Here is a 24,520-nt window from a genome sequence, read left to right as displayed (position 1 = left end):
GGAAATTGCTATGCAACATCAATTACTGATTAATGGCGAGCTGGTCAACGGTGAAGGTGAAAAGCAGCCAGTCTATAACCCTGCCACTGGTGAACTCATTCTGGAGATTGCTGAGGCGTCAGCCATGCAGGTTGATGCCGCTGTACGTGCAGCAGACGCCGCGTTTGCCACCTGGGGGCAAACCACGCCGAAAGTCCGCTCTGAACTGCTGCTGAAACTGGCGGATGCTATTGCTGATAACGCGCAAACCTTCGCTGAGCTGGAATCACTTAACTGCGGTAAACCGCTGCACTGTGTTCTCAACGATGAAATTCCCGCTATTGTCGATGTTTTCCGCTTCTTCGCCGGTGCGGCGCGTACCCTGCAAGGACAGGCGGCCGGTGAATATCTGGAAGGGCATACCTCGATGATTCGCCGTGATCCACTGGGCGTGGTGGCCTCTATTGCGCCGTGGAACTATCCGCTGATGATGGCGGCGTGGAAGCTGGCTCCAGCGTTGGCTGCGGGAAACTGCGTGGTGATTAAACCGTCAGAAATTACCCCGCTGACGGCGCTTAAATTAGCCGAATTCGCCAAAGACATTTATCCGGCTGGCGTGATTAACGTGCTGTTTGGTCGCGGTAAAACGGTGGGCGATCCGCTGACCGGCCATGAAAAAGTGCGTATGGTTTCGCTGACCGGCTCCATTGCAACCGGCGAACACATTATTCAGCACACCGCGCCGTCAATTAAGCGTACGCATATGGAACTGGGCGGAAAAGCTCCGGTGATCATTTTTGATGATGCCGATCTGGATGCAGTGGTGAGCGGCGTGCGGACCTTTGGTTATTACAACGCCGGGCAAGACTGTACCGCCGCTTGTCGAATTTATGCCCAGAAAGGCATTTATGATGCACTGGTCGAAAAACTTGGCGCCGCCGTTGCCAGCCTGAAAATCGGTCCGCCGAATGATGAATCGACCGAGCTGGGACCGGTGAGCTCGCAGGCACATCTCGATCGCGTGACTAAAGCGGTCGATGAGGCTAAAGCGTTGGGCCATATTAAGGTCATCACCGGCGGTAAAAAAGTGGATGGTTCAGGCTACTATTTTGCCCCGACGCTGCTTGCTGGGGCGAAGCAGGACGATGCCATCGTACAGCGGGAAGTTTTCGGTCCGGTGGTCAGCGTGACCGTATTTGATGATGAAGATCAGGTGCTGGCATGGGCCAACGATTCGAAATACGGCCTGGCATCCTCCGTCTGGACCCGGGATGTTGGGCGAGCGCATCGCTTTAGCGCTCGCCTGCAATATGGTTGCACTTGGGTCAATACCCATTTCACGCTGGTTAGCGAGATGCCGCACGGTGGGCAAAAACAGTCCGGCTATGGAAAGGATATGTCGGTTTATGGGCTGGAGGATTACACGGTTATTCGCCATGTTATGATCAAGCATGAGTAATATCTTAAGCGCGATCGGCGAATGGGGCACGGATAGCTAAATATTGGCATACGTGTGTCTATACTATTCGCGCCACTGGCCTCGTCGCCATCGGACGGCGGTAAGTTGGAAATATCCGCGAGGTCAGGCTAATTGATACAACAAAGCCCCAGCATATAGCCGGGGCTTTGTGCTTTCAGGATCGCCATCGGGTTTATCTACGGCCCAGACTGCAAAGCCAGGCGAGTAGGGCACAGACGCTCAGAACCAGCCCCAGTTGCTGCACCATGCCTGCTAAACCCAGCATCATCCCAAGTAACAGGTAATAGCTTAATCCGAACAAAGCACCGGCGGCACCGGCCTGTTCACGGTAGTGACGCAGCGCCTGACTCAGCACATTGGGAATGGCGATACCATAGGCAATCACCACGCCGAACACCGGAATCAGGATCCACGCGGAGTGCTGTAAACACCACGCGACGAGACCTGACAACGCTGCCAGCACACAGGCATAACGTACCAGTCGCTCCGGCGTCAGACCAGTCGTTAACAGTCTTCGGTTCAGCAGGCTACCTGACAGAGAAGCAAACGCAAGTAGTAACCCCGTCCAGCCAAAGGCTCTGGAGCTCCATCCTAATTGCCCGAAAAGAAACGGCGCCAGACTGTAATAGCTAAACAGCATGGTGTTCAGTAGGGCAACCAGCATGGCGTTTTTCCGCAAATCATTGTCCCGCATCATGCGGGAGAACAATCCGGCAAGCTTCGGGCTGAGCGTATGTTCGGGCCGGGTTTCTGGCAGCATGGTCGCTGTCAGTATTAGCAGTAGCAACGCCAACAGCACAAGGGCAACAAAGACACCGGTATGGCCATACAGGCTTACCAGCCAACCGCCGCTTAGCAGGCCAAAAACTGGACTCAATGCCAGCGCAGCACCCATTACAGAAAATATGCGGGATAGCGCAGTTGATTCATAACAGTCCCTTAGCATGGTCTGTACCACGACCGACCCGGCAGCCGCACCGATGGCGGAGATCATCCGCGCCAGCAGCAAAACGCTGAAGTCGGTGGCAACAACAGCCGCTGCGCAGCCTGTTCCATAGCAGATAAGTCCTGCCAGCATCGCCCAACGTCGTCCGATGCAGTCGCTCAGCCAGCCCCACATCGCTACGCCGACGGCGAAAGCAACAAAATAAACGGAGAGTGTTTGAGCCGCGCGCTCACTGCTTACGTGAAAAGAGGTAGCGATACCCGGCAATGCCGGGCTGTAAATGGTTTCCACCAGTTGTGGAAACATAATCAGTAGCGTAAGTAGCCACAGCGGTGGGCGACGAAGTGTGTTCATAGCAATATCCAGAGAGACAGAAAACAGGCGGGCATTATTGCTGAAAGGGGTATGTCGCATTACCATTGTCAGGACTTTAAATATCAAATATCGGACAGATAATGAAAATAGCCCCCGATGATGCTTTTGATGCGGATAGCTTTGATAAACCAGTCATCGGTATTGCTGCCGATATGGGCGTACATGATTCCGGGCGGCACAGTCATCTTCGTCATCAGCTACTTTTTTCGGCAGCGGGAAGTATTACGATTGAACTGGAGCAGGCCCTGTGTCTGCTACCGCCACGTCGTGCGGTTTGGATCCCGGCAGGCACGGTACATCGCGCCATAATGCGTGGTGTGATGGCTTATCGCTCTTTGTATTTTTCAACCACATTGCCGTTATCTGAGTTACCACTGCAGATAGTCGAAGTAAATCCGCTTTTTTTTGAAGTGATAGAACGTATGGCATTCTGGCCATGGGAAATGCCAGCCGCACAGCAGTCCAGCCTCATTACTGTTTTTTGTGAGGAAATGCGTGCCGCCCGCAGTGAAAACTGGACATTGCAGTATCCCTCAGATCCGCGGCTTAACGTGTGGCTCAAGGGATTACGCATGGGCGAACTGCCACCACGCCTGAATCAATTGTCCCGACAGGTTGGGGCCTGCGAGAGGACGATCAGTCGAATATTTATCAGGGATACCGGGATGAATTATCAGGACTGGCGGCAGCAATTTAGGCTGTTAAAAGCCATGGAGATGTTGGCTGACGGAGGCCATATCAGCCAGGTTGCGCAATATCTGGAGTTTGTCAGCGACAGTGCTTTTATTGCGTTCTTTCATCAGCATACCGGCACAACACCAGGCCGATATTCGGGCAATATAATGCCGCAGAAGGATTAGGGGTATTACATATTAAGGATAATTTACCCGGTGAGGCAGAGTGGGAAGATCGTTTACTGATGGCAGAGAGAAGATCCTCTCTGCCAGCGGACGCTGCAATTAATCAAGAAGAGTTACATCAAGCAAACCAGCCGAACCTTGCGGATATCAGACTGAAAAGTCCTACAGCAGCAAATATATTTATCAGCACCACAGTTTTACTGGAAACATTCATTTTTGCCACCTTTCGTTTTAACCCTTATGGGTATAGTACGGCTTATAACTATCCGCAATAGTACGAATTCTGAACATAATGAAAATGGGTTGTTTTACAGCCGTTTTTCTTAAATTAATTAATAAAACTTGATGTGAGTCATGAAAAAGAGCATATTGCGCGCGATTTTCCCTTCTGGCCAGGATGCCTTAAATGTCCCTATACCAAAAAATGTTGGTTTTTTATGCGGTGATGGCCGTCATCACGGCAATCATCACCTGGTTTCTTTCCCGCGATAAAAAGCGGATTCGCTTTCTTAGCGCGGTATTAGTCGGGGCGACCTGGCCGATGAGTTTTCCCGTTGCGCTGATGTTTTCTCTTTTCTGATGACGGCGTATTCGCCGTTTCAGGAGAAAAGCAGGGCATCTAATCGTTTTTTGTCGGTTTCAGTGACATCCTGTGGGTGCTGATATCCCGCATTCTCATTCGCACGGGTGTACAAGGCAACCAGCCAGTCGTAAACGTAACGGCTTGCACCATGCGAGGGTTGTTCATCCAGCTTCGTCAGGCGTAGCATCGGCGATTGCTTCGGCGCGCTAAAAATAGCCGATCCTTTTTGGATCCTGCTGGCAGGGCGTTGTTCCTCTGCAACGTCGGCAAATCCAAGCCAGGTAATAAAATCACCAATATCGGCGTGTAGCTGCGCGGCACAGACGTTTTCGCGCTGCATAATGCGCTGTAAGCGTTGCGGCATCTCCAGACGATAGCTGGTGGTGACGAGGATGTCGGCAACCTGCCTTAACGTACGGGGATCGAGTCGTAAACGGCGGGCATTATTTTCATCGCGACACCACTGACGCACGTGGTTAATCCACATTTTGTGCGCCTGATATCCGGTCTCCTGGCTTTCTGGCGAGTGCAGTGTGTCACGCACCTCGGCAAAAAGATCAATCTCTTCATTAAATAAACCGCTTACCTGCTCCTCGCGTGGTTGCTGAATACGCAGCAGCGACTCAAAAATGCGCATCGGCGGGAGCAAACCATCCAGCAGTTCGCCATGTTTTGCCGCTTGCGCCTGTAACTGGCGGATCACCGACTCGTGGCTACCCGATTCGGCTTGCGCGGGATTAATCCAGCTTATCAGGGTTTCGCGGATGCGCTGTTGATGCTGCTCGCGCAGAGAAGTCAACCTGGCCTGGCGCTGCTGTGGTGAGGTTGCCTGAGTCAGCCATTCGACAAGGCGTTGTAAGCTATGTTTATCCAGCGCCTGCAACGTACCCCAATGCAGCCCGGGCTTGCCCATTAATTGCTGCACGGATTCATCAAGGTTTTGCTGGGTACTAAAACGCGCATCCTGCGGGGTAATGGCCCAAACCACGCCCGGTAATGCGGCGTCATGAACGGGTTGGGTATCGTTGACCCAGCCCAACAGCTTGCGGGTGATGGCGGGCGTCTGGGCGCGGGTAGAGACCGCGTTGCAGATTAAGAGGACATCCGGTTGCAGATGCTGGCGATAATGTTCCAGCATCCAGCCTAATTTTGCCTGCCACAGTGGATGCGGATGAGCATCCGGGGCGAGGGGAATATCGAGCAGATCGACATTCTCCAGCACCGAGTCTTCAACCGTCAGGACCAGCTCGCGCGTGAGCAGCGCCAGTGACGACAAAGAAAGGCTGACCGCATTGAGCAACTGATGATTTTCAATCGGATGAACCACCACATCGCTTTGCGTCTCATTATTGCCGGTCAATGCCACTTGGGTCAGGAAACTTTCGGCAGGTAAACCAAAATGATCAACCAGCAGGCTCAGCGGGGCCGCTAATTCTTGCGCGTGTCCGGTTTGTTGCAACGTGTGTGCCAGCGCCAACCACTGCTGCGTCAGCTCTGGTTGTTCTCCCCACAGTAACGCCCAGGCGTTTGCCCGGGTAGTCAGGTCCAGTGCGGGCAGCAACGTGGCAAACTGATACCATAGTGCATCGTCAATTTGCTGCTGGTTTGCCGGTACGCAGGAGCGCCAGAAACGACCGATTGCAGCAACATCATGTGCGGTAATGCCCGGCACCGGGTGACGCTGACGCAGCGTTTGCCATTTTTCCAGGCGCGCCTCAATAATCGATTTCTCGACCTGTCGGTTGTCCGGGAGTGCGCTGAACTGGGCGATAAATAGCTGTACCAGTTCGGCTTCACTGAGTAACCGCAGACGCAACGGCCATTCGCTATCATGCGGATTTTCATCGCGCGTAAAGCGGATCGCCATATTGGTTGGTGCATGGCCCGGATTAATATGCGAGAAATAATCAAAGCTGCGATCCGGGGTAACAATATTCACTTTGCCAGTGGCATTGCAGCACAATGCCGCCAGCAGATGTGCTTTTGCCGATTGTGAGTGTCCATATAACCCTATACATCCTTGCGATGAAAAGGTCGTCTTCAGCGCAGATTCACTCACTACGGCTAGCGTAAGCTGTGCCAGCAGGGCATCCGCTTCATCATCAAGACGCGCTGCACGTTGACGGGTATCTACCACCCACTCGATGGCGGCCTGCGCGGTATTTAACATCTTACTCATTTCAGGTACACGCTCCCGCTATCAATCCAGTAATGGCTACCGCTATGGCGACGGTCTGCCAGCGTATTCAGTTTTAACGTTAAGGCATTGGCGGCAACGGGGGTGCCATCCTGTAACCAGGCATCGCTCAGGACGAAGAATTCCGGGCCATTTTCTTTGCTGCCGCCGCGTAGCTGCAGCCGAACATTCAACACGCCATCTCCGGCGATAGTTTTTGCCAGTTCGGCAGAGTTTATGCTGAGCGTATACAGCGGTGTGGCAGGCCAGCGGCTGTTTGCCAGTTGCCGGAATCCTAACGTCACGTTGCCACGTAACGGGAAATGCAACCGGGCATCCAGCTTCGCCCCAGGTTTATCCAGATCAATATCGTGATACCAGATGTTCTCATCACGCAGGGTATTGACCGTATTATCCAGCACACCGAGAAAGCGTACGGTCGAGTAAGCGCCGATATCGGCAGCTTTAAAGTTAAAGCGTGGCAAACGCAAATCCAGCGCCAGGCTGCACAGCATAGCGCCTACTGCAGCGGTGGATTTGGGGTTACCAATCCGCCCCTGTTGGCTAAACGGATACCACTCGTGTACGCGGTAGTTATCCATCCAGATCATACGGTTAACCGGAACGGGCTGCAGATGGCGGATCAACGCCTGTACACCCGGTAAACAGGCGGGCCTGCCGGTCACTAATAAGATATCGCAGCGATAATGTGAAATGGCCTCACAAACCGCGTGCAGCGGGGAAGTCAGGGTAAATTGCCCCGCCAATAGTGCTTCTTGTAACTGCCTGAACTGTACCTGTAACGGCACGCTCAGAACATCAAACGCAGGCGACCCTGCTGGTAACGCATGGTCGATAGCTTGTTGGATGTAGTTCATCACGTTGCGCGTGGGTTGTTGACTCAGGAGTTCCCCAAAGGTGGCATGTAGCCCGGCGACCGGGTCGTTAATATCGCTTTGTTCCCAGGCAGAGAGGACCGCATGACCGAGCGGCATAAAGAGCTGTAACGCCGTTTGTTGACGCAGAATTGCCTGAGTATCGATGCGCCCGGAATCGCCAAACAGCGTGGCCAGCAATGCGGCGGCGTCGGTCACGCCAGCCTGTTGTAAGCGGGTTTGCAGCGCAGGCAACACGCAGCGCTGAATCACGTCCAGCAGCATGTCATCGCCAGCCACCTTAAAACCTTCACGGAACAGCAGATGCGGGGTAATTTTGACGTTCGCGCCAACGCCGTCATCAAGCTGGTAATGAACGACGGCCATATCCGTTGTCCCGCCGCCAATGTCGATCGATGCCACGCGCAGTGCACGGCCTTTAGTCTCACCAGGCTCTGGCAAACGGTCCGGGCGGGCAAGGGCGTTAAAGAACGATTCGGTGTGGCCATCGTAGTGTGAGATAGCCTCGTTATACAGCCACACCAGTTGCCCGCAACTGGCTTCATCCCATTCCATCTGAATTTCAGGTACGGGAACCACACTCTTTTCCTGCTGCTTACGGGTGGTGAAGTCTTCATCCTGCGGGTGCCAGCCCATTGCTTTCCAGACCAGGGCAATAGCTTCAAACATGCGCAGGCGGAAAATCTCGCGCTCCTGTTTGGGCATCGCCGACGGTAGGGTCAGGATTAGCGTCCGTAACTGACGAGGAGACGCCGGGAATCCGAGGCGCAAACGCGTCGCCACGCTGTTGATTTGCCCCAGCGCCTGAGCCAGTATTTCGCACAGCATATGCGTCATCAGCGTGCTGCGGCTGTATTGCGGTGAGAATACCGGCAGACGATCGTCCTGCGGCAGGCTGAACAGCGGTTGCCCGTCATCGTTCATCAGGTTCATCAGCGGGAAGGCGGTAGCCAGCGGTTCGCGCTGGGTTTTGCCATTCATCTGGCTAAAGCGCCAGTCATGTAACACCGGCGTTTCATCCCACAGATAGCGGCGCGGGCTTGAGATCCCACTGTTGCCCTCGGTGCCCATACGCTGCATCGCCAGCTTACGGGCTTCATCACCCACACGCACAATCGACGGCCAGATAAAGGCGTCATCACGCCCACTCTCAACGGAAAAATGCTGCTTACCAAAGCGCGCTTCGGAAAACTCCAGCCGACTGGTGAATAGCGGATCGTTGAGGAACTGCGGCTCGCTTAACGAACGGACCTGCAATTCAGCGGTCTGACGCAGCCCGTCATTGGCATCCCCGTGATCTTCAATCAGGACACCACAGGTATGGGTATTACCGATATCCAAAATAAGATCGACGGGAATGGCGGGTGTGCTAAGGGTGTGCGTAACCAGTTTCACTTCCGGGACAGAAAGCTGCTCACCTAACAGGGTCAGCACATTCAGCCAGTGCGCCTGGTATTCAAAGTTACGCAGCGCCTGCTGGATCTCTTGTTCTGAGCGGTTCTCATGTTGGGTGACATGGTGCATAAAAGATTCGCGCAACCAGCCATCAATCCAGGTCTGGTCAAGGAAATCAGCAATTTCGCTGTCATGCCAGGCCAGCGCAAACCGTGTACCGTTAAGCAGATCGTTTTCGTTGGGGGTTAACGCTGCGGGGGCATTTTCAGTAAGCTGACTGTCCAGCGCTACGGTAACACGGTGGGTGTTGCCCGCGCTGTCCGGCTGCGCCAGCTTTCGAACCTGCACACGTGCCCAGTTATCCGGGCCTTCAATAAATGTACGCGGCGGGTTAAAGCGCAGAAACGGCAGCGGCAGCCAGACGCCGTCGAGCACGTCCAGCGAATAATGTAACGTCTGGGTACTTTCCGGCTTCACCACTTCAGGTTGTGCGCCGGTGCTGCCCGGTAAGGTATAGCGTCCTGACGTCAGATCGAAATCCAGTCGCAGTAGCGGACCGTTTGCCGTTTTGCGTACAAAGCGTCCATGGTGCGCAGATTCCTGCGGCGTGAGGCCGAAATCCAGAAATTGCACACCGCTATTGGCGATGAGCGTCACGCTCTGTTTGTAATCACACAGATTCACCAACATAAAATCAGGCACCTATCTTTTTGATCGTCAGAGGGATTTCCGCGTGATCGTCATAACGCGCGGTACAGGCGGCGACGTCGTTGGTTCCCGCTTTACAGGTAATTTCAGGCATCGGATAACGTGACCCGTCGGTACAACGGGCATTGCCGCGACTCTTAATCATTAATTCACCCGACTGGTGCAAACCGGAGAAAATCTCGGCACGACAAACAATATTGTCACCATGAACCACGCGTGCAGTGCCTTTATTGGCCTGGATCTGATAGCGCAGGGACGGCGCTTTGCCGCTCACCGGATCTTTAACATCGACCATGACGCGCCAGTTACCGTTGAGAAAACGTGTCGTTCCTGCCTTCATCTGGTTGGCATCCATCACCAGTGCATCTTTTGGAATTGCGGCAATCACCACCGGTCCTTCGACAGGTTTCTCTTTCTTCACAGCGGGAGTCACTTCAGCACGATGCAGGGGCAGTGCAGATGTCAATGCTGGCAGCGGTGCCATATCAACCTTAGCGACTTCAACAGCGGCGACTGCGGGTCCGGGCTGGGCGGTCTGTTGCTTCCACAGCAGCGGCCCAACGATGGCTGCAATAATCACTGCGGCAACGGGCAGGCTCCACAGCGGCAGGCGGCGTATGGGCTTCTCCTGTACCGGCGGCGCAGTAACTTCAGGTTCGTTAACAATGACCGTGGGTTCAGGTTCAGTCGGTTTTGGCAGATCAACGACCGGCGTCAGTAAGGGGACATCGGCCTCGGCAAAGGTAATTTCCGGTGCGATTTCTGCTTCCTGTTCTGGCTCTGCTACGGTAACCACAGGAGGAACATCGGCAATGCGCAGGCAGTCGAGGACATCGTCGCGGGGATTTTCATTCAAATTGACGAAGCCCCAGAACGTAATAACGGGTTTGCCATCAACCAGAAATACGTGGTTTTCACCGGGAAACTGGATGGCTTTTTCGAGCAGTGAGCCAAACAGCTGTAGCGAGGTTTTCCCCGATTGCAGACTTTTACGGCTCAGGGTCGCCGCATTTTCCAGCGTGCTTCCCAGATAGCGCAGCGCACGAAAACGTGCCTCTTCATCAGCGGCTTTCCACGCCACGGCTTTCCCTTCTATCGGGGAATACCAGTCAACCCGATCGCCGCTGTCGTTAATTTGTGGGATCGCCAGACAATCCACCATCGCCTGCTGTTTACGCAGACGAAGCGTTTCACGAATTTGCAATGCTGAATCAAACACGGCCTGACCACCGCCGCCCACGGCCTGATAGTCATCCAAATTGCCGCTGCGCAAGAGAGTTTTTGCCACGTTGTTACCCCTTAGACTTCTTCACGTATCTACTTTACGTTTTATAAAAACGAGCAAACGGCGAAAGAGAGGCAAAAAGGGGCTAATTTTCATGGCATAGAGTGCCGGGAAAAATCTTGACGTTTTGAAAAAGACTTAAGGGAAATTAATTCGCTTAGGGTGATGAATTATTCAGCGAAATACACCGGATTAGAATAACCTGATAGTGATTTGTTATTGGTCAGTTTTTGTCAGCTATGCTCTGATATCCCTGTTAATAATAAAATAAGAAGGCTTATAACCATGATTGCAAGGAAAACGATACTCGCGCTGGCTCTCAGCGCCGTCTTACCGTCAGGCGCTGCGTTCGCGGCCAATACTGACACCATCATCTATTGCTCTGAAGCATCGCCGGAGTCATTTAACCCGCAAATCGCCAGTTCAGGTCCTTCATTTGTGGCCAGTTCACAGGTGCTCTACAACCGACTCATCAACTTTGATCCGGTAAAGAATACCCCGATACCGTCTCTGGCAACGGACTGGACGATTTCCCCGGACGGTAAGACTTACACGTTTACCCTGCGTCAGGGCGTGAAATTCAACAGTAATAAATTCTTTAAACCGACCCGCGACTTCAACGCTGATGACGTGATTTTCTCGGTATTACGGCAGAAAGATGCCGATCATCCGTATCACAAGGTTTCTCAGGGAAGCTACGAATACTTTAACGATGTCGGTCTGGATAAACTGATTAAAGAAGTGAAGAAGGTTGATGATTTTCACGTTCAGTTTGTCCTCAATGAACCTAACGCCGCGTTTCTTGCCGACTGGGGTATGGATTTTGCCTCCATCCTTTCTGCGGAATATGCCGACGCGATGCTGAAAAAAGGCACCCCGGAAAACGTCGATAACTGGCCGATTGGCACCGGGCCTTACGTGTTGCAACAGTACAAGCAGGACTCGCAAATCCGCTATCTTGCCAACCCTAACTACTGGGATGGCGCCGTTCCAACGAAGCACCTGATCTTCTCAATCACGCCAAACGTCCAGACGCGGCTGGCAAAACTGCAAACCAATGAGTGCCAGATAATCCCGGCGCCAGCCCCCGTACAGTTTGACGAGATTAAAAAGAATAAAGATTTGACGCTGCATTCGGTTGAAGCGCTGAACGTCGGATATCTGGCGTTTAATACCGAGAAAAAACCGTTTGATAACGTACTGGTGCGTCAGGCGCTAAACTACGCGACCGATAAAAAGGCCATTATTAACGCCGTCTTTTTAGGTTCCGGTACGGTGGCAAAATCGCCGATTCCGCCGAATATGATGGGCTTCAATAAAGATCTGCAGGATTACACTTACGACCCGCAAAAGGCGAAAGATCTGCTGAAGCAGGCGGGGCTGGAAAACGGCTTTGAAGCGACGCTGTGGTCAATGCCGGTTCAGCGCCCTTACAACCCGAACTCCCGACGGATTGCTGAGATGATCCAGAGCGACTGGGCAAAGGTGGGCGTGAAGGCGAAAATTGTGTCGTACGAGTGGGGGGAATATCTCTCCGGAATGCGTAAAGGTGAGCATGACACCGCGTTGTTTGGCTGGATGTCAGACAACGGCGATCCGGATAACTTCGCCGATGTGCTGCTGGGCTGCGACAGCATAAAAACCGGATCTAACGCCGCGCGCTGGTGCGATAAAGAGTATAATTCGCTGGTTCAAAAGGCGAAGCTGGTGAGTAAACCGGAAGAGCGCGCCGCGCTTTACCAGCAATCGCAAGAGATTTTCTACCAGCAGGCTCCGTGGATAGCCCTGGCAAACGGTAAAACGTTCTACGCTACGCGCAGCAATGTCAGCGGATACAGCGTCAGCCTGATGGGCAGTGATTTTTCAAAAGCAAAATTAAATTAATGAGTTAAGGAGAGGTTATGTCGCATCTGGATGAGGTCAGCGCACGTGTTGATGCCGCCATTGAAGAGAGCGTCATTACGCATATGAATGAATTGCTGATTGAGCTCAGCGATGATGTCGCGTTGAGCCGGGAAGATCGCTATACCCAGCAACAGCGTTTGCGTACGGCGATCGCACATCATGGCCGTCAGCATAAAGAAGATATGGAAGCCCGTCGAGAACAGTTGACCAAAGGCGGCACAATCCTCTGATATTTCCCTTATCCGACCTACAGGCACGTTCTGTAGGTCTGATAAGCGAAGCGCCATCAGGCAATTAAAACGAACGTCTCGCCACCAGCCACGCCCCGATGACCAACAGCACCGCGCCACAGACCGGACCTACCAGCGCCCGCAGCGGCACGCCGTGACTACGTAGAATATCCAGCACCAGCCCGCCGATTAACTGGCTAGCCACCAGCACCGCGATAGTGGTAGCGGCCCCCACATTTTGGTACCCATTGATGCTGGCAAAAACAAAGAACGATCCCAGCAATCCGGGGATGAGCGTCCACCAGCGTACGCTGGAAACCAATTCACCAAACCCTGCCAAACCTTGCTTAAACCACAATATGCTGACAAACAGCACGATCCCGACCAGCGAGTTAAGTAACATGGCGATAAGGATCGTCGAAGACGTCTGCGTGATGCGTACCATCAAGGTATTTTGCACCACCAGACCAATACCCGCGGCAATCAGAAAGGAGAGGGTCAGCGTCTGGTTCATATACGGGCATCCGGTTCGCGGCGATCGTCTAACTGTAACTGCATGAAGGTCAGATCCAGCCACCGCCCAAATTTAGTGCCAACCTGCGGCATTTGCGCGGTGGTTTTAAAGCCCAGCAAGCCGTGCAGATGCAGTGATGCCTGATTCTGAGATTCAATACCTGCCACCATCACATGCTTGCCGCATGCGCGGGCTTCGTCTATCAGTCTGCTGAGCAGTGCCCGTCCTAGCCCTTTTCCCTGATGTTCAGGATGAACATACACCGAATGTTCAACGGTATGACGGAAGCCATCAAAGTTACGCCAGTCGCCAAAGGAGGCGTATCCCGTAACCACGCCATTCTCTTCACTCACCAGCACCGGATACCCCATCAATTGGCGGGCTTCATACCAGGAAATACGGTTTTCGGCATCGACCGTTTGATCGTTCCAGATAGCCGCCGTATGCAGTACCGCATGGTTGTAGATTTCTGCAATGGCGGCGCAGTCTTCCTTGCTGGCAAATCGAATTGACATGTTGAACCTCAGGGGTTGTTCACTATAGTATTACAATATGAATACTATTGAAGACAGCATAAATCAACGGATCAGTGCAAGAATTCGCATTGAGCGGGAATCCCGAGGTTGGTCACTCACGGAACTTGCCGAGCGCGCGGGCGTGTCGCGGGCCATGATCCATAAAATAGAACGCGGCGAGAGTAGTCCAACGGCTACGCTGCTGGGTAGGCTTTCCGGTGCGTTTGGCATCAGCATGTCTACCCTGATTGCGCGGGCTGAAATGCAGGAGGGCAAGCTGCTGCGCTTCGTCGATCAGCCCGTCTGGCACGACCCGCAAAGCCACTATCTGCGCCGCCATGTTTCACCGCGCAGCGATCTGCCTATCGATCTGGTGCAGATTGAATTACCCGCCGGTAGTGATATCCCGATGCCTGCCTCTTCCTATGTGCAGGCCAGACAACTTATCTGGTTACAGCACGGGGAATTAGTCTTTGTGGAAGGGGACGTACGCCATGAAATGCAGGCAGGTGATTGCCTGGAACTTGGCCCGCCGAATGACTGTCGGTTTATCAATGAAACCGCGCAACCCTGCGTTTACCTGGTTGTGCGGTTAAACCACGTCGTCAGCTAAATAGCAGGCGCAGACTGCTACTATTGATGGATTCATGCCAAAAGCAGAGGAGCACATCATGGGTCAACAGACTAATCGTAACCGTCGCTGGGTACTGGCTTCCCGCCCGCATGGCGCGCCGGTCCCAGAGAACTTCCGTCTTGAAGAAGATGAGGTGGCAACACCAGGTGAAGGCCAGATTTTGCTGCGCACCGTTTATCTTTCCCTCGATCCCTACATGCGTGGCCGTATGAGCGATGAGCCATCTTACTCACCACCAGTAGAGATTGGTGGTGTTATGGTGGGGGGGACCGTAAGTCGCGTGGTGTCATCCCACCATCCGGACTACCAGCCAGGCGAATGGGTATTGAGCTACAGCGGTTGGCAGGACTATGACATCTCCGACGGTAACGGGCTGGTGAAGCTTGGCGATCATCCCGAACATCCCTCCTGGGCGCTGGGTGTTATGGGTATGCCGGGGTTTACCGCTTATATGGGCCTGCTGGATATCGGTCAGCCGAAAGCGGGAGAAACGCTGGTGGTAGCCGCCGCAACCGGGCCGGTTGGCGCAACGGTCGGGCAGATCGGTAAGCTTAAAGGTTGTCGGGTGATCGGTGTGGCGGGTGGGGCAGAGAAATGCCGACATGCCACCGAGGTATTGGGCTTTGATGTTTGCCTCGATCACCACGCACAAGATTTTGCGCAACAACTGGCAAAAGCCTGCCCGCAGGGGATCGATATTTATTACGAAAACGTCGGCGGAAAAGTATTTGATGCCGTTCTGCCACTGCTCAATACCTCAGCGCGGATTCCACTTTGTGGCCTTGTCAGTGGTTATAACGCCACGTCGCTTCCGGCCGGACCTGACAGATTACCGCTGTTAATGGCAACGCTGCTGAAAAAGCGTATCCGCATGCAGGGTTTTATCATTGGTCAGGATTATGGGCACCGCATTCATGAATTTCAGCGGGAGATGGGGCGCTGGGTTAAAGAGGGCAAAATCCACTACCGCGAGCAGGTGACCGACGGTCTGGAAAATGCGCCACAAACCTTTATCGGTCTGCTGACCGGCAAAAACTTCGGCAAGGTAGTGATTCGTCTTGCTGAGGATTGATACGTAAAGGTGGAAGACGGTGAATGCCTGTAACCAGGCCTGCTTCGTACAAAATGTAGGCCTGGTAAAATGCCAATGACGTTATCTGGATGAAAAGCGATTATTCATGGAGAAAATAAGAAGGTTACTACACGAAAGCGAATAAACACTCCACATTGAGATAAATAATGATTACTATTCTCATTCTTAAAAAGGCAAAACCATGATTTTGCTCATTGAAGCTATGTGAAGCAGTAACAAACGAATTTATCAAAGGGAGTCGTCATGTCTTTACGTCATCTGTTTTCACCGCGTCTGCGTGGTTCTTTACTGTTAGGTTCACTGCTCGTTGCATCATCTTTTACTACGCAGGCCGCAGAAGAACTGCTGCGCAAAGCCGTGGGCAAAGGCGCCTATGAAATGGCGTACAGCCAGCAAGAGAACGCGCTGTGGCTGGCGACCTCACAGAGCCGCAAACTGGATACCGGCGGGGTGGTTTACCGCCTTGACCCGGTCACCCTCGAAGTGACTCAAGTGATTCATAACGATCTCAAACCGTTTGGTGCCACCATCAACAACGCCACGCAAACGCTGTGGTTCGGTAACACGGTAAACAGCGCGGTAACGGCGATGGATGCCAAAACGGGCGCGGTGAAAGGACGTCTGGTGCTGGATGCGCGTAAGCGTTCTGAAGATGTTCGCCCGCTGCAGCCGCGTGAGCTGGCCGCCGATGACGCCACCAACACGGTATACATTAGCGGCATTGGTAAAGAAAGCGTGATTTGGGTGGTGGACGGCGAGGCCATTAAACTGAAGGACACCATCCAAAATACCGGCAAAATGAGCACCGCTCTGGCGGTCGACAGCAAGGCTAAACGCCTGTACACCGCCAATGCGGACGGTGAATTCATTACCATCGACACCGCCACCAACAAAATTCTTAGCCGCAAAAAACTGCTGGATGATGGGAAAGAGCATTTCTTTATCAACCTGAGCCTGGACACAGCGGGCAACCGCGCATTTGTCACCGACTCTAAAGCGGCGGAAGTGCTGGTAATCGACACCCGTAATGGCAATGTACTGGCAAAAGTCGCCGCGCCGGAATCCCTGGCCGTGTTGTTCAACCCAACGCGTAATGAAGCCTACGTGACTCATCGCCAGGCCGGTAAAGTGAGTGTGATCGACGCGAAAAGCTATAAAGTCGTCAAAACATTCGAGACCCCAACGTTCCCGAATAGCCTGGCGCTCTCCGCCGATGGCAAAACCCTGTACGTCAGCGTGAAACAGAAATCTACCCGCGAGCAGGAAGCCACCCAGCCGGACGATGTTATTCGTATTGCGCTATAAAATATCAGGAGGGGGAACCCCCTCCTGTCATTTCTCTAAACCCCACGATACGCCTCGTTACACCCCGGCGGTAGCCCGACCCACTTCAGGGACTTACACTACGCCCTCAACGGCTAACTGAATAACACGGGAATACCATGAAAAAGCCATTTATCTGTCTTTGTGCAGGCGTAATGCTGTTTACCCTGGCAGGATGCACCACCGATTACGTCATGACGACCAAAAGCGGACAAACCATTACCACCCAGGGCAAGCCAAAACTGGATAAAGATACGGGAATGACCAGCTATACCGATCAGGATGGAAATGCGCGGGAAATTAACAGCAGCGATGTAGCGCAGTTGATTGAAGCGAACTAAAAAAGAAGGCCTGAAGGGTTAACCTGTCAGGCCTTCAGCCATTACGGCGCGGTGCGGTGGATTTCCGCGACGCGTTTACGCACACCGAACCAGCCTGCAACCAGCAGGATGGCAATCAACGGTAACGACGCGATGGTGTAGGTGCCGTTTGGATAGTCAAACGCCATCAGCACCAGCACGCTCAGCAGGAACAGTAGGGTTAGCCACGAGGTAAACGGAGCGCCCGGCAGTTTAAAGCTGACGTCTGCCGTTTTACCTTCTTTTATGGCCCGGCGCAGACGCATCTGACAGACCATGATAAAGCCCCACGACGCAATAATGCCCAACGACGCGAAGTTCAACACGATCTCAAACACCTGCGACGGCACCAGATAGTTCAGGAATACCCCGACGACATAGACGACCAACGTGGCGAGGATCCCAGCCCAGGGTACTTGTTGACGGCTCATTTTAGCCATGAATTTAGGCGCCGATCCGCCCATCGACATGGAACGTAAAATACGCCCGGTGCAGTACAGCCCAGAGTTAAGGCTGGAAAGCGCCGCGGTGAGCACCACAATATTCATGATACTGCCGATATACGGCACGCCCAGTTTGGAGAAGAAGGTAACAAACGGGCTTTGCCCCGCCTGATAGGCATTCCACGGCAGTAACAGAACCAGCAGCACGACAGAACCGACATAGAACAGACCAATACGCCAGATAACGCTATTGATCGCTTTTGGCACCATGGTTTGCGGATCTTTGCACTCACCAGCGGCAGTGCCCACCAGTTCAATAGAGGCAAATGCGAAAACCACCCCCTGAACCAGTACCAGCGCCGGCAGCAGGCCATGTGGGAAGAATCCACCGTTGTCGGTGATCAGATGGAAACCGGTGGTGTTACCATCCAGCGGCTTTCCAGTGCCTAAAAAGACGGTACCCACCACCAGGAAAATCACAATCGCCAGCACTTTGACCAGCGCAAACCAAAACTCCATCTCCGCGAACCACTTCACGCCGATCATGTTCATGGTGCCGACAATAGCCAGCGCGCCGAGGGCGAACACCCACTGCGGTACATCCCCAAATGCGCCCCAGTAATGCATATACAACGCCACCGCGGTGATATCGACAATGCCGGTCATCGCCCAGTTGATGAAGTACATCCAGCCAGCCACATAGGCGGCTTTCTCACCTAAAAATTCACGAGCGTAGGAGACAAAGCTGCCGCTGGAAGGGCGATGTAAAACCAGTTCACCAAGCGCGCGCAGTATAAAGAACGAAAAAATACCGCACACCAGATAAACCAGCGCTAAAGCGGGGCCCGCCATCTGCAAGCGTGCGCCAGCCCCTAAAAACAACCCGGTACCAATTGCGCCGCCAATGGCGATCATTTGTACCTGTCGATTACCCATCGCTTTGTGATACCCCTCTTCGTGGGCATTCAACCAGCGTCGTTTCGCCGCATGTTGTTCCGCGGCTTGCGTGTTGTTTGTGTTCATTACTTTTCCTGTTGACCTGACAAAAATACAAAATCCTTTTTGCCGCACCAGCTGCGGCGAAAACAGCCTTACCCTTCATTGTGTTATGGGGGAAAACTGCCGGCCGAGCATCCTACATTCAATTGTTCGGTTCCGCAAAGCCCCGATAACAAGAATTCAGCATTTTGTACAGCCAGCACTGGCGCGGTGTGGCCTCGATTCAGCCAATAAAAGAGAAGGGTGTAAATACGTGGAGAGGAGTGCGCTTATCGAGACATTAACCCGATAAGCGCCGTAAGGTTATGCTGATACGCCAAAGACCTGAACGGCCTGCTGTAAGCGCGATGAACGTTGAGTCAGATCGGCGGTAGCATCGGTGACACGCTCCACCATCTCGGCGTTATTGTGTGTCATGGTGCCAACGCGTGAAATCGAATCGTTAATCAGATCCAGCGCCTGGGTTTGCTCACGCGTCGCCAGACTAATATCTTTGATCATCATCGACATCTGCAGGACATCGCCAATCATCCCGGTGAGATGCGTTTCCGTTTGCTCCACCATTTTGACGCCGCTATTCACGTTGGCGACGTTCTTCTCGATCAGTTGTTTGATCTCTTTTGCTGCAGACGCCGAGTGCTGCGCCAGATTACGGACCTCTGCCGCCACAACGGCAAAACCACGCCCGGACTCCCCGGCTCGCGCGGCCTCAACCGCGGCATTGAGCGCCAGAATATTAGTCTGGAAAGCAATACTGTCGATAACGCCGATGATGTCGACTATCTGCCCGTTGTCACGCGATATCGCCTGCATCATGGCAATAGTTTGTTTCATAATATCGCCGCCTTCTGCCGCATTGGCGCTGGTTTTATCGGCCATGGTCATAGTATGAGCCGCAGTCTCAGCAGTTTGCTGTACCGCGCTACCAATTTCTTCAATGGCTGCAGCGGTTTGTTGCAGGTCGGCAGAGGTTTCTTCTGAACGCTTGTGCAGTGCCGTACCTTCTTTTGATACCCGCTGACTGATGGCGCGAATGCCGGATATTTGCGTACTGACATCATCGACCAGTGAATTCAGATTAAGCCCGGACTGATTAACCAGACGCATCAGCATTCCGATCTCATCCACCCGATTTAAATGACAGTTATCAGGTTTTCTCCCAGATACCACTTTCTTCATTTGCGTCAGTAGCGTATTAACTGGCTGACAAATTTGATACTTAAGGTAAATAGCAAGCATCAGAAATAAGAACAGCAACCCTCCCGCCTGAATAAATGGATTAACAGGAGCGAAGAGAAATAGAACAGCGAGCAGAGCGATTACCCCTAAAGAATAATTGACGCGCTGGCTAATGCTCAGCCATTTAAACATTGATGCCCATGACAATATTCCGCGACGAATGACAATGCCTTTAAAAAGTCGAAATCCTTTAAGCTGCTGATTATTAATTTTTTGATATAAGCTTTCGCTTTGAGTTATTTCATCGCGCGAAGGAACGGTACGCACCGAGATGTAGCCGGTGAGTTTTTCATTGTGCCAGACCGGCGTAACGTTGGCGCGAACCCAGTAATGGTCGCCATTCTGCCGGCGATTTTTCACCATCCCCGTCCAGCTGTCTCCCTGCTGTAGCGTGTACCACATATCGGCGAACGCCGCGGGAGGCATATCGGGATGGCGAATAATATTATGCGGTTCGCCCATTAATTGCTGTTCGTTAAATCCGCTGGCATCAATAAACGCGGAGTTAGCGTAGGTAATATGACTTTCTTTATCCGTCGTAGAAAGCAGCGTCGCTTTATCGTTAAGTGCGTGCTCAATTTGTGTAACGGGCATGTTACTTTTCATAGAGGTCCCATGGTGCTATGTATAATCCATACAAAAATCCCCGCAATAAAATCGGGGGATATAAAAATCTGTTTTAGACCGTTTTAATAAGAAACGTTGCATTCTCTACTAATCATCAATTCTGTGGAAGTAGTTAAAATAAAAATTTCTATGTAAATCATTCATCCTGCATCATAAAATTGAAACAATTAATACAAGCGTATAACGTGACAAGTCGTTTAAACTGACTTAACGTAAATCGCGTTAAAAAACCTTTTCGTAAAAAGAAAACTGGCATGAAATGATTTTGATGCTATTACCGTGATGCCAACGACCCTATTATATTTTGTAGGCTATTAATTGCGGGTGTTTTTCTGTTTAGCGTTACAACCAGTACTGGGCGATCCAAATTTTAACCCTGGCAGCGACAGGGGCTGTTATCTACTTTTTAGCTGAGTAAATGTGAATTAAATGTTTCAGTATGGCTATTTGATAAATTAATAATAAAGACATGTTAACAAACATAGGCTCGTAACATGTCATATCGCCTGAGTATTCTGGATAAAAGCCCCATCGGGGAAGGTGAAACTGCCGCGACCGCGCTTTCCCGGACGTTGCGCCTGGCGCAACAGGCAGAAGAGTGGGGGTACCATCGTTTCTGGATCGCGGAACACCATAATACACCACAGCTGGCCAGCCCATCGCCGGAGCTGGTGATCGCCTGGATCCTCGGGCAAACCCAGCATATCCGCGTAGGTTCCGGCGGCGTGATGCTGCAACATTACAGCCCGTACAAAGTGGCGGAAAACTTCAATCTTCTGGCATCGCTGGCTCCTGGACGTGTCGATCTCGGCGTAGGGAAAGCCCCTGGCGGCTTACCGCTGTCGACCCAGGCGTTACAGCATGGGCTGCATCAGGAAGAAAAAGGCAGTTTTGCCGACCAGCTTTCTTTGCTTAACGATTGGCTGGCGCTGAGCGGAACGGAAAGCGGGGAGACGGTATTCCCGACGCCAATTCCACCGATACCACCGGAAAAGTTTGTTCTGGGAGCCAGTGTGCAAAGCGCGCAGTTAGCAGCGCAATCCGACTGGAATTTCATCTTCGCAGCGCACCTCAATGGTGACAAAGCGTTATTGCATGACGTTTTGTCCTTCTGGCAGACCCACAGTGCACGCCCGACGATAGTCGCCGTGCAGGTGATTGTGGCTGACAGTTACGACACCGCTGCGCAACTGGCGGAAAACGTACAACTCTGGGGCGTGGAGCTGGAAGATGGTCAACGTGTCACGGTAGCCAGCGAAGAACAGGCGCTGGCGTTTGCCGCTCAGTCTGGCAGCCCACCACGCAAAATCGCGCGTCGTGAGCAGGCGTTGCTACACGGCACCGCTCAGGAGGTGATGGCAAAGCTGAATGCTCTGCATACGCAATTTGGCATTGACGAATTCATTATCGACACGCCAGTGGCGCAAGGGCATGCGCGTCTGACATCGCTGCGTTTGTTGGCGCAAGCCCATAATGCCGTGGAGGTGCTCTGATGACTCTCGGCTCAACGCTTATCGACTGGCGTCGTGAACTACATCAGCATCCGGAGCTTTCTCTACAGGAGGAAGCAACCACGGCGCGCATTCACGCCTGGTTGCACGCTGCGGACGTCGACATTCTGCCATTCGAGCTGAAAACCGGTCTGGTCGCGGAAATTGGTCAGGGGGAAGATGTCATCGCGCTGCGGGCGGATATCGACGCGCTACCGATAGAAGAAAGCGCCGACGTTCCGTTTCGCTCCCTCACGCCGGGCGTGATGCATGCCTGCGGGCATGACGTCCATACCAGCGTTATGCTTGGTGCAGCACTTCTGCTAAAACAACAGGAAACAACCTTACCGGGGCGAGTACGTATTTTGTTTCAGCCAGCTGAAGAGAGTTTCGGCGGCGCAAAAACGTTGATCCGCGCCGGTGCGCTGCAAAACGTAGCGGCTATTTTCGGTATGCACAATGAGCCCGGTTTGCCGGTGGGCGAATTTGCCACACGCGGCGGCGCATTTTATGCCAATGTCGACCGCTTCGTACTGCGCATTAATGGCAAGGGCGCACATGCGGCGCGTCCGCATGAAGGTAAGGATGCCATCCTGCTCGCCAGCCAACTGGTAACGGTGCTGCAAAGCGTTGCCAGCCGCGACGTTAACACGCTGGATTCGGTGGTGCTCAGCGTGACCCGTATTCAGGGAGGAAACACATGGAACGTACTGCCAGAGTCCGTTGAGCTGGAAGGGACGCTCAGAACGCACCGAACCCAGGTACAGCAGCAGGTTAAGGCCCGGTTTAATGACATCGCCGCCGGATTTGCCCACGCCTTTGGCGCACAAATCGACGTAATCTGGCATGCGGGACCGACCGCGTTGGTAAATGATGATCGTTGGGCCGATATTGCCACCGCGGTGGCGAAACAGTCAGGCTATACCACCCACCATGCCGACCTGCATATGGGCGGGGAGGATTTTGCCGTCTACCTGCAAAATACGCCTGGCGCATTTGTCAGTATTGGCAGCGCCAGTGAATACGGATTACATCACCCGGGATTCAATCCGGACGAGCGTTTAATTGAACCTGCCGCGCATTATTTTGCGCAGTTAGCAAAAACGGCATTCGCACATCTTTAAGTTTACCTGTTGGGTAGGGGTTATTATGGCTGAAAATCGGCAACTACGGCTCGGCACTATTCTGCATGGCGCATCGGGAAATATGTCCGCATGGCGTCATCCGGCGGCTCAGGCCGATGCCAGTATTAATTTTGATTTTGTCAAAGAGACGGCGCTTATTGCGGAAAAAGGGAAGCTGGATTTTATTTTTGTCGCTGATGGTCTGTATATTAATGAAAAATCAATCCCGCACTTTTTAAATCGTTTTGAGCCGCTGACGGTATTATCCGCTTTGGCCAGCATCACCCAGAATCTGGGACTGGTTGGCACTGTGTCCACATCATACAGCGAGCCGTTTACGACCGCACGGCAGTTCGCTAGCCTGGACCATCTCAGCCAGGGGCGCGCCGGGTGGAACGTGGTTACGTCACCTCTGGAAGGATCGGCAAAAAACTATTCTCGCGCTCAGCATCCAGAGCATGCCCAGCGTTATCGTATTGCTGATGAATATTTACAGGTAGTGAAAGGGCTGTGGGATTCCTGGGAAGACGATGCTTTTACCCGTAATAAAACAAGCGGGGAATTTTTTAATCCGCAAAAACTGCATACGCTTAACCATCATGGAGATTATTTCCAGGTTGCCGGGCCGTTAAATATTGGGCGTACGCCACAAGGCCGTCCGATTATATTTCAGGCGGGAGTTTCAGCAGATGGCAAAAAATTAGCGGCGCAGCATGCTGATGCCATTTTTACCCATCAGGAGTCGCTGGCAGAGGCTAAAGCGTTCTATCAGGATGTAAAAAGCCAGCTGGAAATCGCCGGACGACATCCCGATCAACTGCATATATTCCAGGGCGTCAGCGTTATTGTTGGCGACAGCGCAGAGGACGTGGAGCAGCAGTATCAGACTACCGCTGCGCTGGTCTCCGTTACTGACGCGCTGAACTATCTTGGCCGCTACTTTGAACATCATGATTTTGCCCAATATCCGCTGGACGCACCGTTCCCGGATCTGGGTTCCCTCGGACAAAACAGCTTTCGCAGTACGACTGATGAGATCAAGCGCAACGCGCGCGAGCGAGGCTTAACACTTCGTCAGGTCGCTCTGGAAGCGGCCAGTCCACGTCCGCGTTTCAGCGGCACGCCACAACAGGTTGCCGACGGCCTGCAGCAGTGGTTCGACGAAAAAGCCGCAGACGGTTTTATCATCCAGGGAGGTACGCCGGATACCTTCCCGCGTTTTGTCGAACAGGTTGTCCCTGTGCTTCAGACGCGAGGCCTGTTCCGCCATGAATATCCCGGTACGACCCTGCGCGCAAGCCTGGGATTAGCGACACCTGCAAATCAATTCACACAATAAGAG

At 52.8% G+C, this 24,520-nt stretch carries 21 protein-coding genes; 12 read left to right on the top strand and 9 right to left on the bottom strand.

What is annotated here, in order from left to right:
- The first annotated feature begins 10 nt into the window (after positions 1-10).
- On the top strand, positions 11-1,438 hold the full coding sequence (gene patD / locus OGY18_RS08390) for an aminobutyraldehyde dehydrogenase (RefSeq protein ID WP_003833127.1): 1,428 nt from the start codon (positions 11-13) through the stop codon (positions 1,436-1,438).
- Positions 1,439-1,631: 193 nt separating this feature from the next.
- On the opposite strand, the gene OGY18_RS08385 is transcribed toward patD, so the two are convergent.
- Positions 1,632-2,759, bottom strand: coding sequence for a multidrug effflux MFS transporter (locus OGY18_RS08385; protein ID WP_286552587.1), 1,128 nt, complete (start codon positions 2,757-2,759; stop codon positions 1,632-1,634).
- A 101-nt stretch (positions 2,760-2,860) separates the two neighbouring features.
- On the opposite strand from OGY18_RS08385, the gene OGY18_RS08380 reads away from it, so the two are divergent.
- Positions 2,861-3,640 (top strand): AraC family transcriptional regulator, encoded by a 780-nt coding sequence (locus OGY18_RS08380; protein ID WP_148361944.1) that lies wholly within the window; start codon positions 2,861-2,863, stop codon positions 3,638-3,640.
- 118 nt (positions 3,641-3,758) lie between these two features.
- Here OGY18_RS08380 and yncL read toward each other — a convergent pair whose 3' ends face one another.
- Entirely contained in the window at positions 3,759-3,854 is a 96-nt protein-coding gene (yncL, locus tag OGY18_RS08375) for a stress response membrane protein YncL (protein WP_071524268.1), read from the bottom strand.
- A 192-nt stretch (positions 3,855-4,046) separates the two neighbouring features.
- Between yncL and OGY18_RS08370 the strand changes: the two genes are divergently transcribed.
- Positions 4,047-4,220, top strand: coding sequence for a GhoT/OrtT family toxin (locus OGY18_RS08370; RefSeq protein WP_003020198.1), 174 nt, complete (start codon positions 4,047-4,049; stop codon positions 4,218-4,220).
- Between the two features lie 19 nt (positions 4,221-4,239).
- Here OGY18_RS08370 and OGY18_RS08365 read toward each other — a convergent pair whose 3' ends face one another.
- The 3 genes from OGY18_RS08365 to OGY18_RS08355 are packed head-to-tail and all read right to left on the bottom strand — an operon-like array spanning position 4,240 to position 10,686.
- A complete protein-coding gene (locus OGY18_RS08365; protein ID WP_286552583.1) occupies positions 4,240-6,402 on the bottom strand; it encodes a virulence factor SrfC family protein in 2,163 nt (720 codons plus the stop codon).
- Entirely contained in the window at positions 6,399-9,380 is a 2,982-nt protein-coding gene (locus OGY18_RS08360; protein WP_286552581.1) for a virulence factor SrfB, read from the bottom strand. Before OGY18_RS08360 ends, OGY18_RS08365 begins: the two co-directional genes overlap by 4 nt.
- A 4-nt stretch (positions 9,381-9,384) precedes the next feature.
- A complete protein-coding gene (locus tag OGY18_RS08355; protein ID WP_286552580.1) occupies positions 9,385-10,686 on the bottom strand; it encodes an SrfA family protein in 1,302 nt (433 codons plus the stop codon).
- Positions 10,687-10,968: 282 nt separating this feature from the next.
- Between OGY18_RS08355 and OGY18_RS08350 the strand changes: the two genes are divergently transcribed.
- Both OGY18_RS08350 and OGY18_RS08345 read left to right on the top strand, forming a co-directional pair.
- Positions 10,969-12,567, top strand: coding sequence for an ABC transporter substrate-binding protein (locus tag OGY18_RS08350; protein WP_003833106.1), 1,599 nt, complete (start codon positions 10,969-10,971; stop codon positions 12,565-12,567).
- Positions 12,568-12,584: 17 nt separating this feature from the next.
- On the top strand, positions 12,585-12,818 hold the full coding sequence (locus OGY18_RS08345) for a YdcY family protein (protein ID WP_003020183.1): 234 nt from the start codon (positions 12,585-12,587) through the stop codon (positions 12,816-12,818).
- 64 nt (positions 12,819-12,882) lie between these two features.
- Here the strand turns inward: OGY18_RS08345 and OGY18_RS08340 are convergent, their stop codons facing one another.
- Complete coding sequence (locus tag OGY18_RS08340; protein ID WP_286552579.1) at positions 12,883-13,332, bottom strand: DMT family transporter; 450 nt, start codon at positions 13,330-13,332, stop codon at positions 12,883-12,885.
- Positions 13,329-13,847 carry a GNAT family N-acetyltransferase gene (locus OGY18_RS08335; RefSeq protein ID WP_286552576.1) on the bottom strand — a complete coding sequence of 173 codons (519 nt, stop codon included), beginning with the start codon at positions 13,845-13,847 and terminating at the stop codon, positions 13,329-13,331. The genes OGY18_RS08340 and OGY18_RS08335 overlap by 4 nt, the downstream gene beginning before the upstream one ends.
- 37 nt (positions 13,848-13,884) lie before the next feature.
- Between OGY18_RS08335 and OGY18_RS08330 the strand changes: the two genes are divergently transcribed.
- The 4 genes from OGY18_RS08330 to OGY18_RS08315 all read left to right on the top strand — a co-directional run bounded on the left by OGY18_RS08330 (position 13,885) and on the right by OGY18_RS08315 (position 17,238).
- Complete coding sequence (locus OGY18_RS08330; protein WP_213194275.1) at positions 13,885-14,460, top strand: helix-turn-helix domain-containing protein; 576 nt, start codon at positions 13,885-13,887, stop codon at positions 14,458-14,460.
- Between the two features lie 58 nt (positions 14,461-14,518).
- Positions 14,519-15,553 (top strand): NADPH-dependent curcumin/dihydrocurcumin reductase, encoded by a 1,035-nt coding sequence (gene curA / locus OGY18_RS08325; protein ID WP_148361950.1) that lies wholly within the window; start codon positions 14,519-14,521, stop codon positions 15,551-15,553.
- Between the two features lie 264 nt (positions 15,554-15,817).
- Positions 15,818-16,879, top strand: coding sequence for a 7-bladed beta-propeller protein YncE (yncE, locus tag OGY18_RS08320; RefSeq protein ID WP_148361951.1), 1,062 nt, complete (start codon positions 15,818-15,820; stop codon positions 16,877-16,879).
- Between the two features lie 137 nt (positions 16,880-17,016).
- Complete coding sequence (locus tag OGY18_RS08315) at positions 17,017-17,238, top strand: YgdI/YgdR family lipoprotein (protein WP_003833091.1); 222 nt, start codon at positions 17,017-17,019, stop codon at positions 17,236-17,238.
- A 41-nt stretch (positions 17,239-17,279) separates the two neighbouring features.
- Here OGY18_RS08315 and ansP read toward each other — a convergent pair whose 3' ends face one another.
- Together ansP and OGY18_RS08305 are read right to left on the bottom strand one after the other, a co-directional pair.
- A complete protein-coding gene (gene ansP / locus OGY18_RS08310; RefSeq protein ID WP_079937292.1) occupies positions 17,280-18,722 on the bottom strand; it encodes an L-asparagine permease in 1,443 nt (480 codons plus the stop codon).
- 279 nt (positions 18,723-19,001) lie between these two features.
- Positions 19,002-20,543, bottom strand: coding sequence for a methyl-accepting chemotaxis protein (locus OGY18_RS08305; RefSeq protein WP_286552571.1), 1,542 nt, complete (start codon positions 20,541-20,543; stop codon positions 19,002-19,004).
- A gap of 515 nt (positions 20,544-21,058) precedes the next feature.
- On the opposite strand from OGY18_RS08305, the gene OGY18_RS08300 reads away from it, so the two are divergent.
- From OGY18_RS08300 to OGY18_RS27510, 3 genes are read left to right on the top strand one after another with little or no spacing between them, the layout of a single operon-like run.
- On the top strand, positions 21,059-22,057 hold the full coding sequence (locus OGY18_RS08300; RefSeq protein WP_191222573.1) for an MsnO8 family LLM class oxidoreductase: 999 nt from the start codon (positions 21,059-21,061) through the stop codon (positions 22,055-22,057).
- Positions 22,057-23,178, top strand: coding sequence for an amidohydrolase (locus OGY18_RS08295; RefSeq protein WP_126318036.1), 1,122 nt, complete (start codon positions 22,057-22,059; stop codon positions 23,176-23,178). The genes OGY18_RS08300 and OGY18_RS08295 overlap by 1 nt, the downstream gene beginning before the upstream one ends.
- Positions 23,179-23,203: 25 nt before the next feature.
- Complete coding sequence (locus OGY18_RS27510; protein ID WP_502873477.1) at positions 23,204-24,517, top strand: LLM class flavin-dependent oxidoreductase; 1,314 nt, start codon at positions 23,204-23,206, stop codon at positions 24,515-24,517.
- Positions 24,518-24,520: the final 3 nt, after the last annotated feature.

Origin of the sequence: Citrobacter sp. Cpo142 (genome assembly GCF_030332425.1) — a bacterium.
Lineage (GTDB): Bacteria > Pseudomonadota > Gammaproteobacteria > Enterobacterales > Enterobacteriaceae > Citrobacter > Citrobacter portucalensis.
Note: the sequence above shows the minus strand (reverse complement) of the source record. Positions and strands in the feature narration are given on the sequence as shown.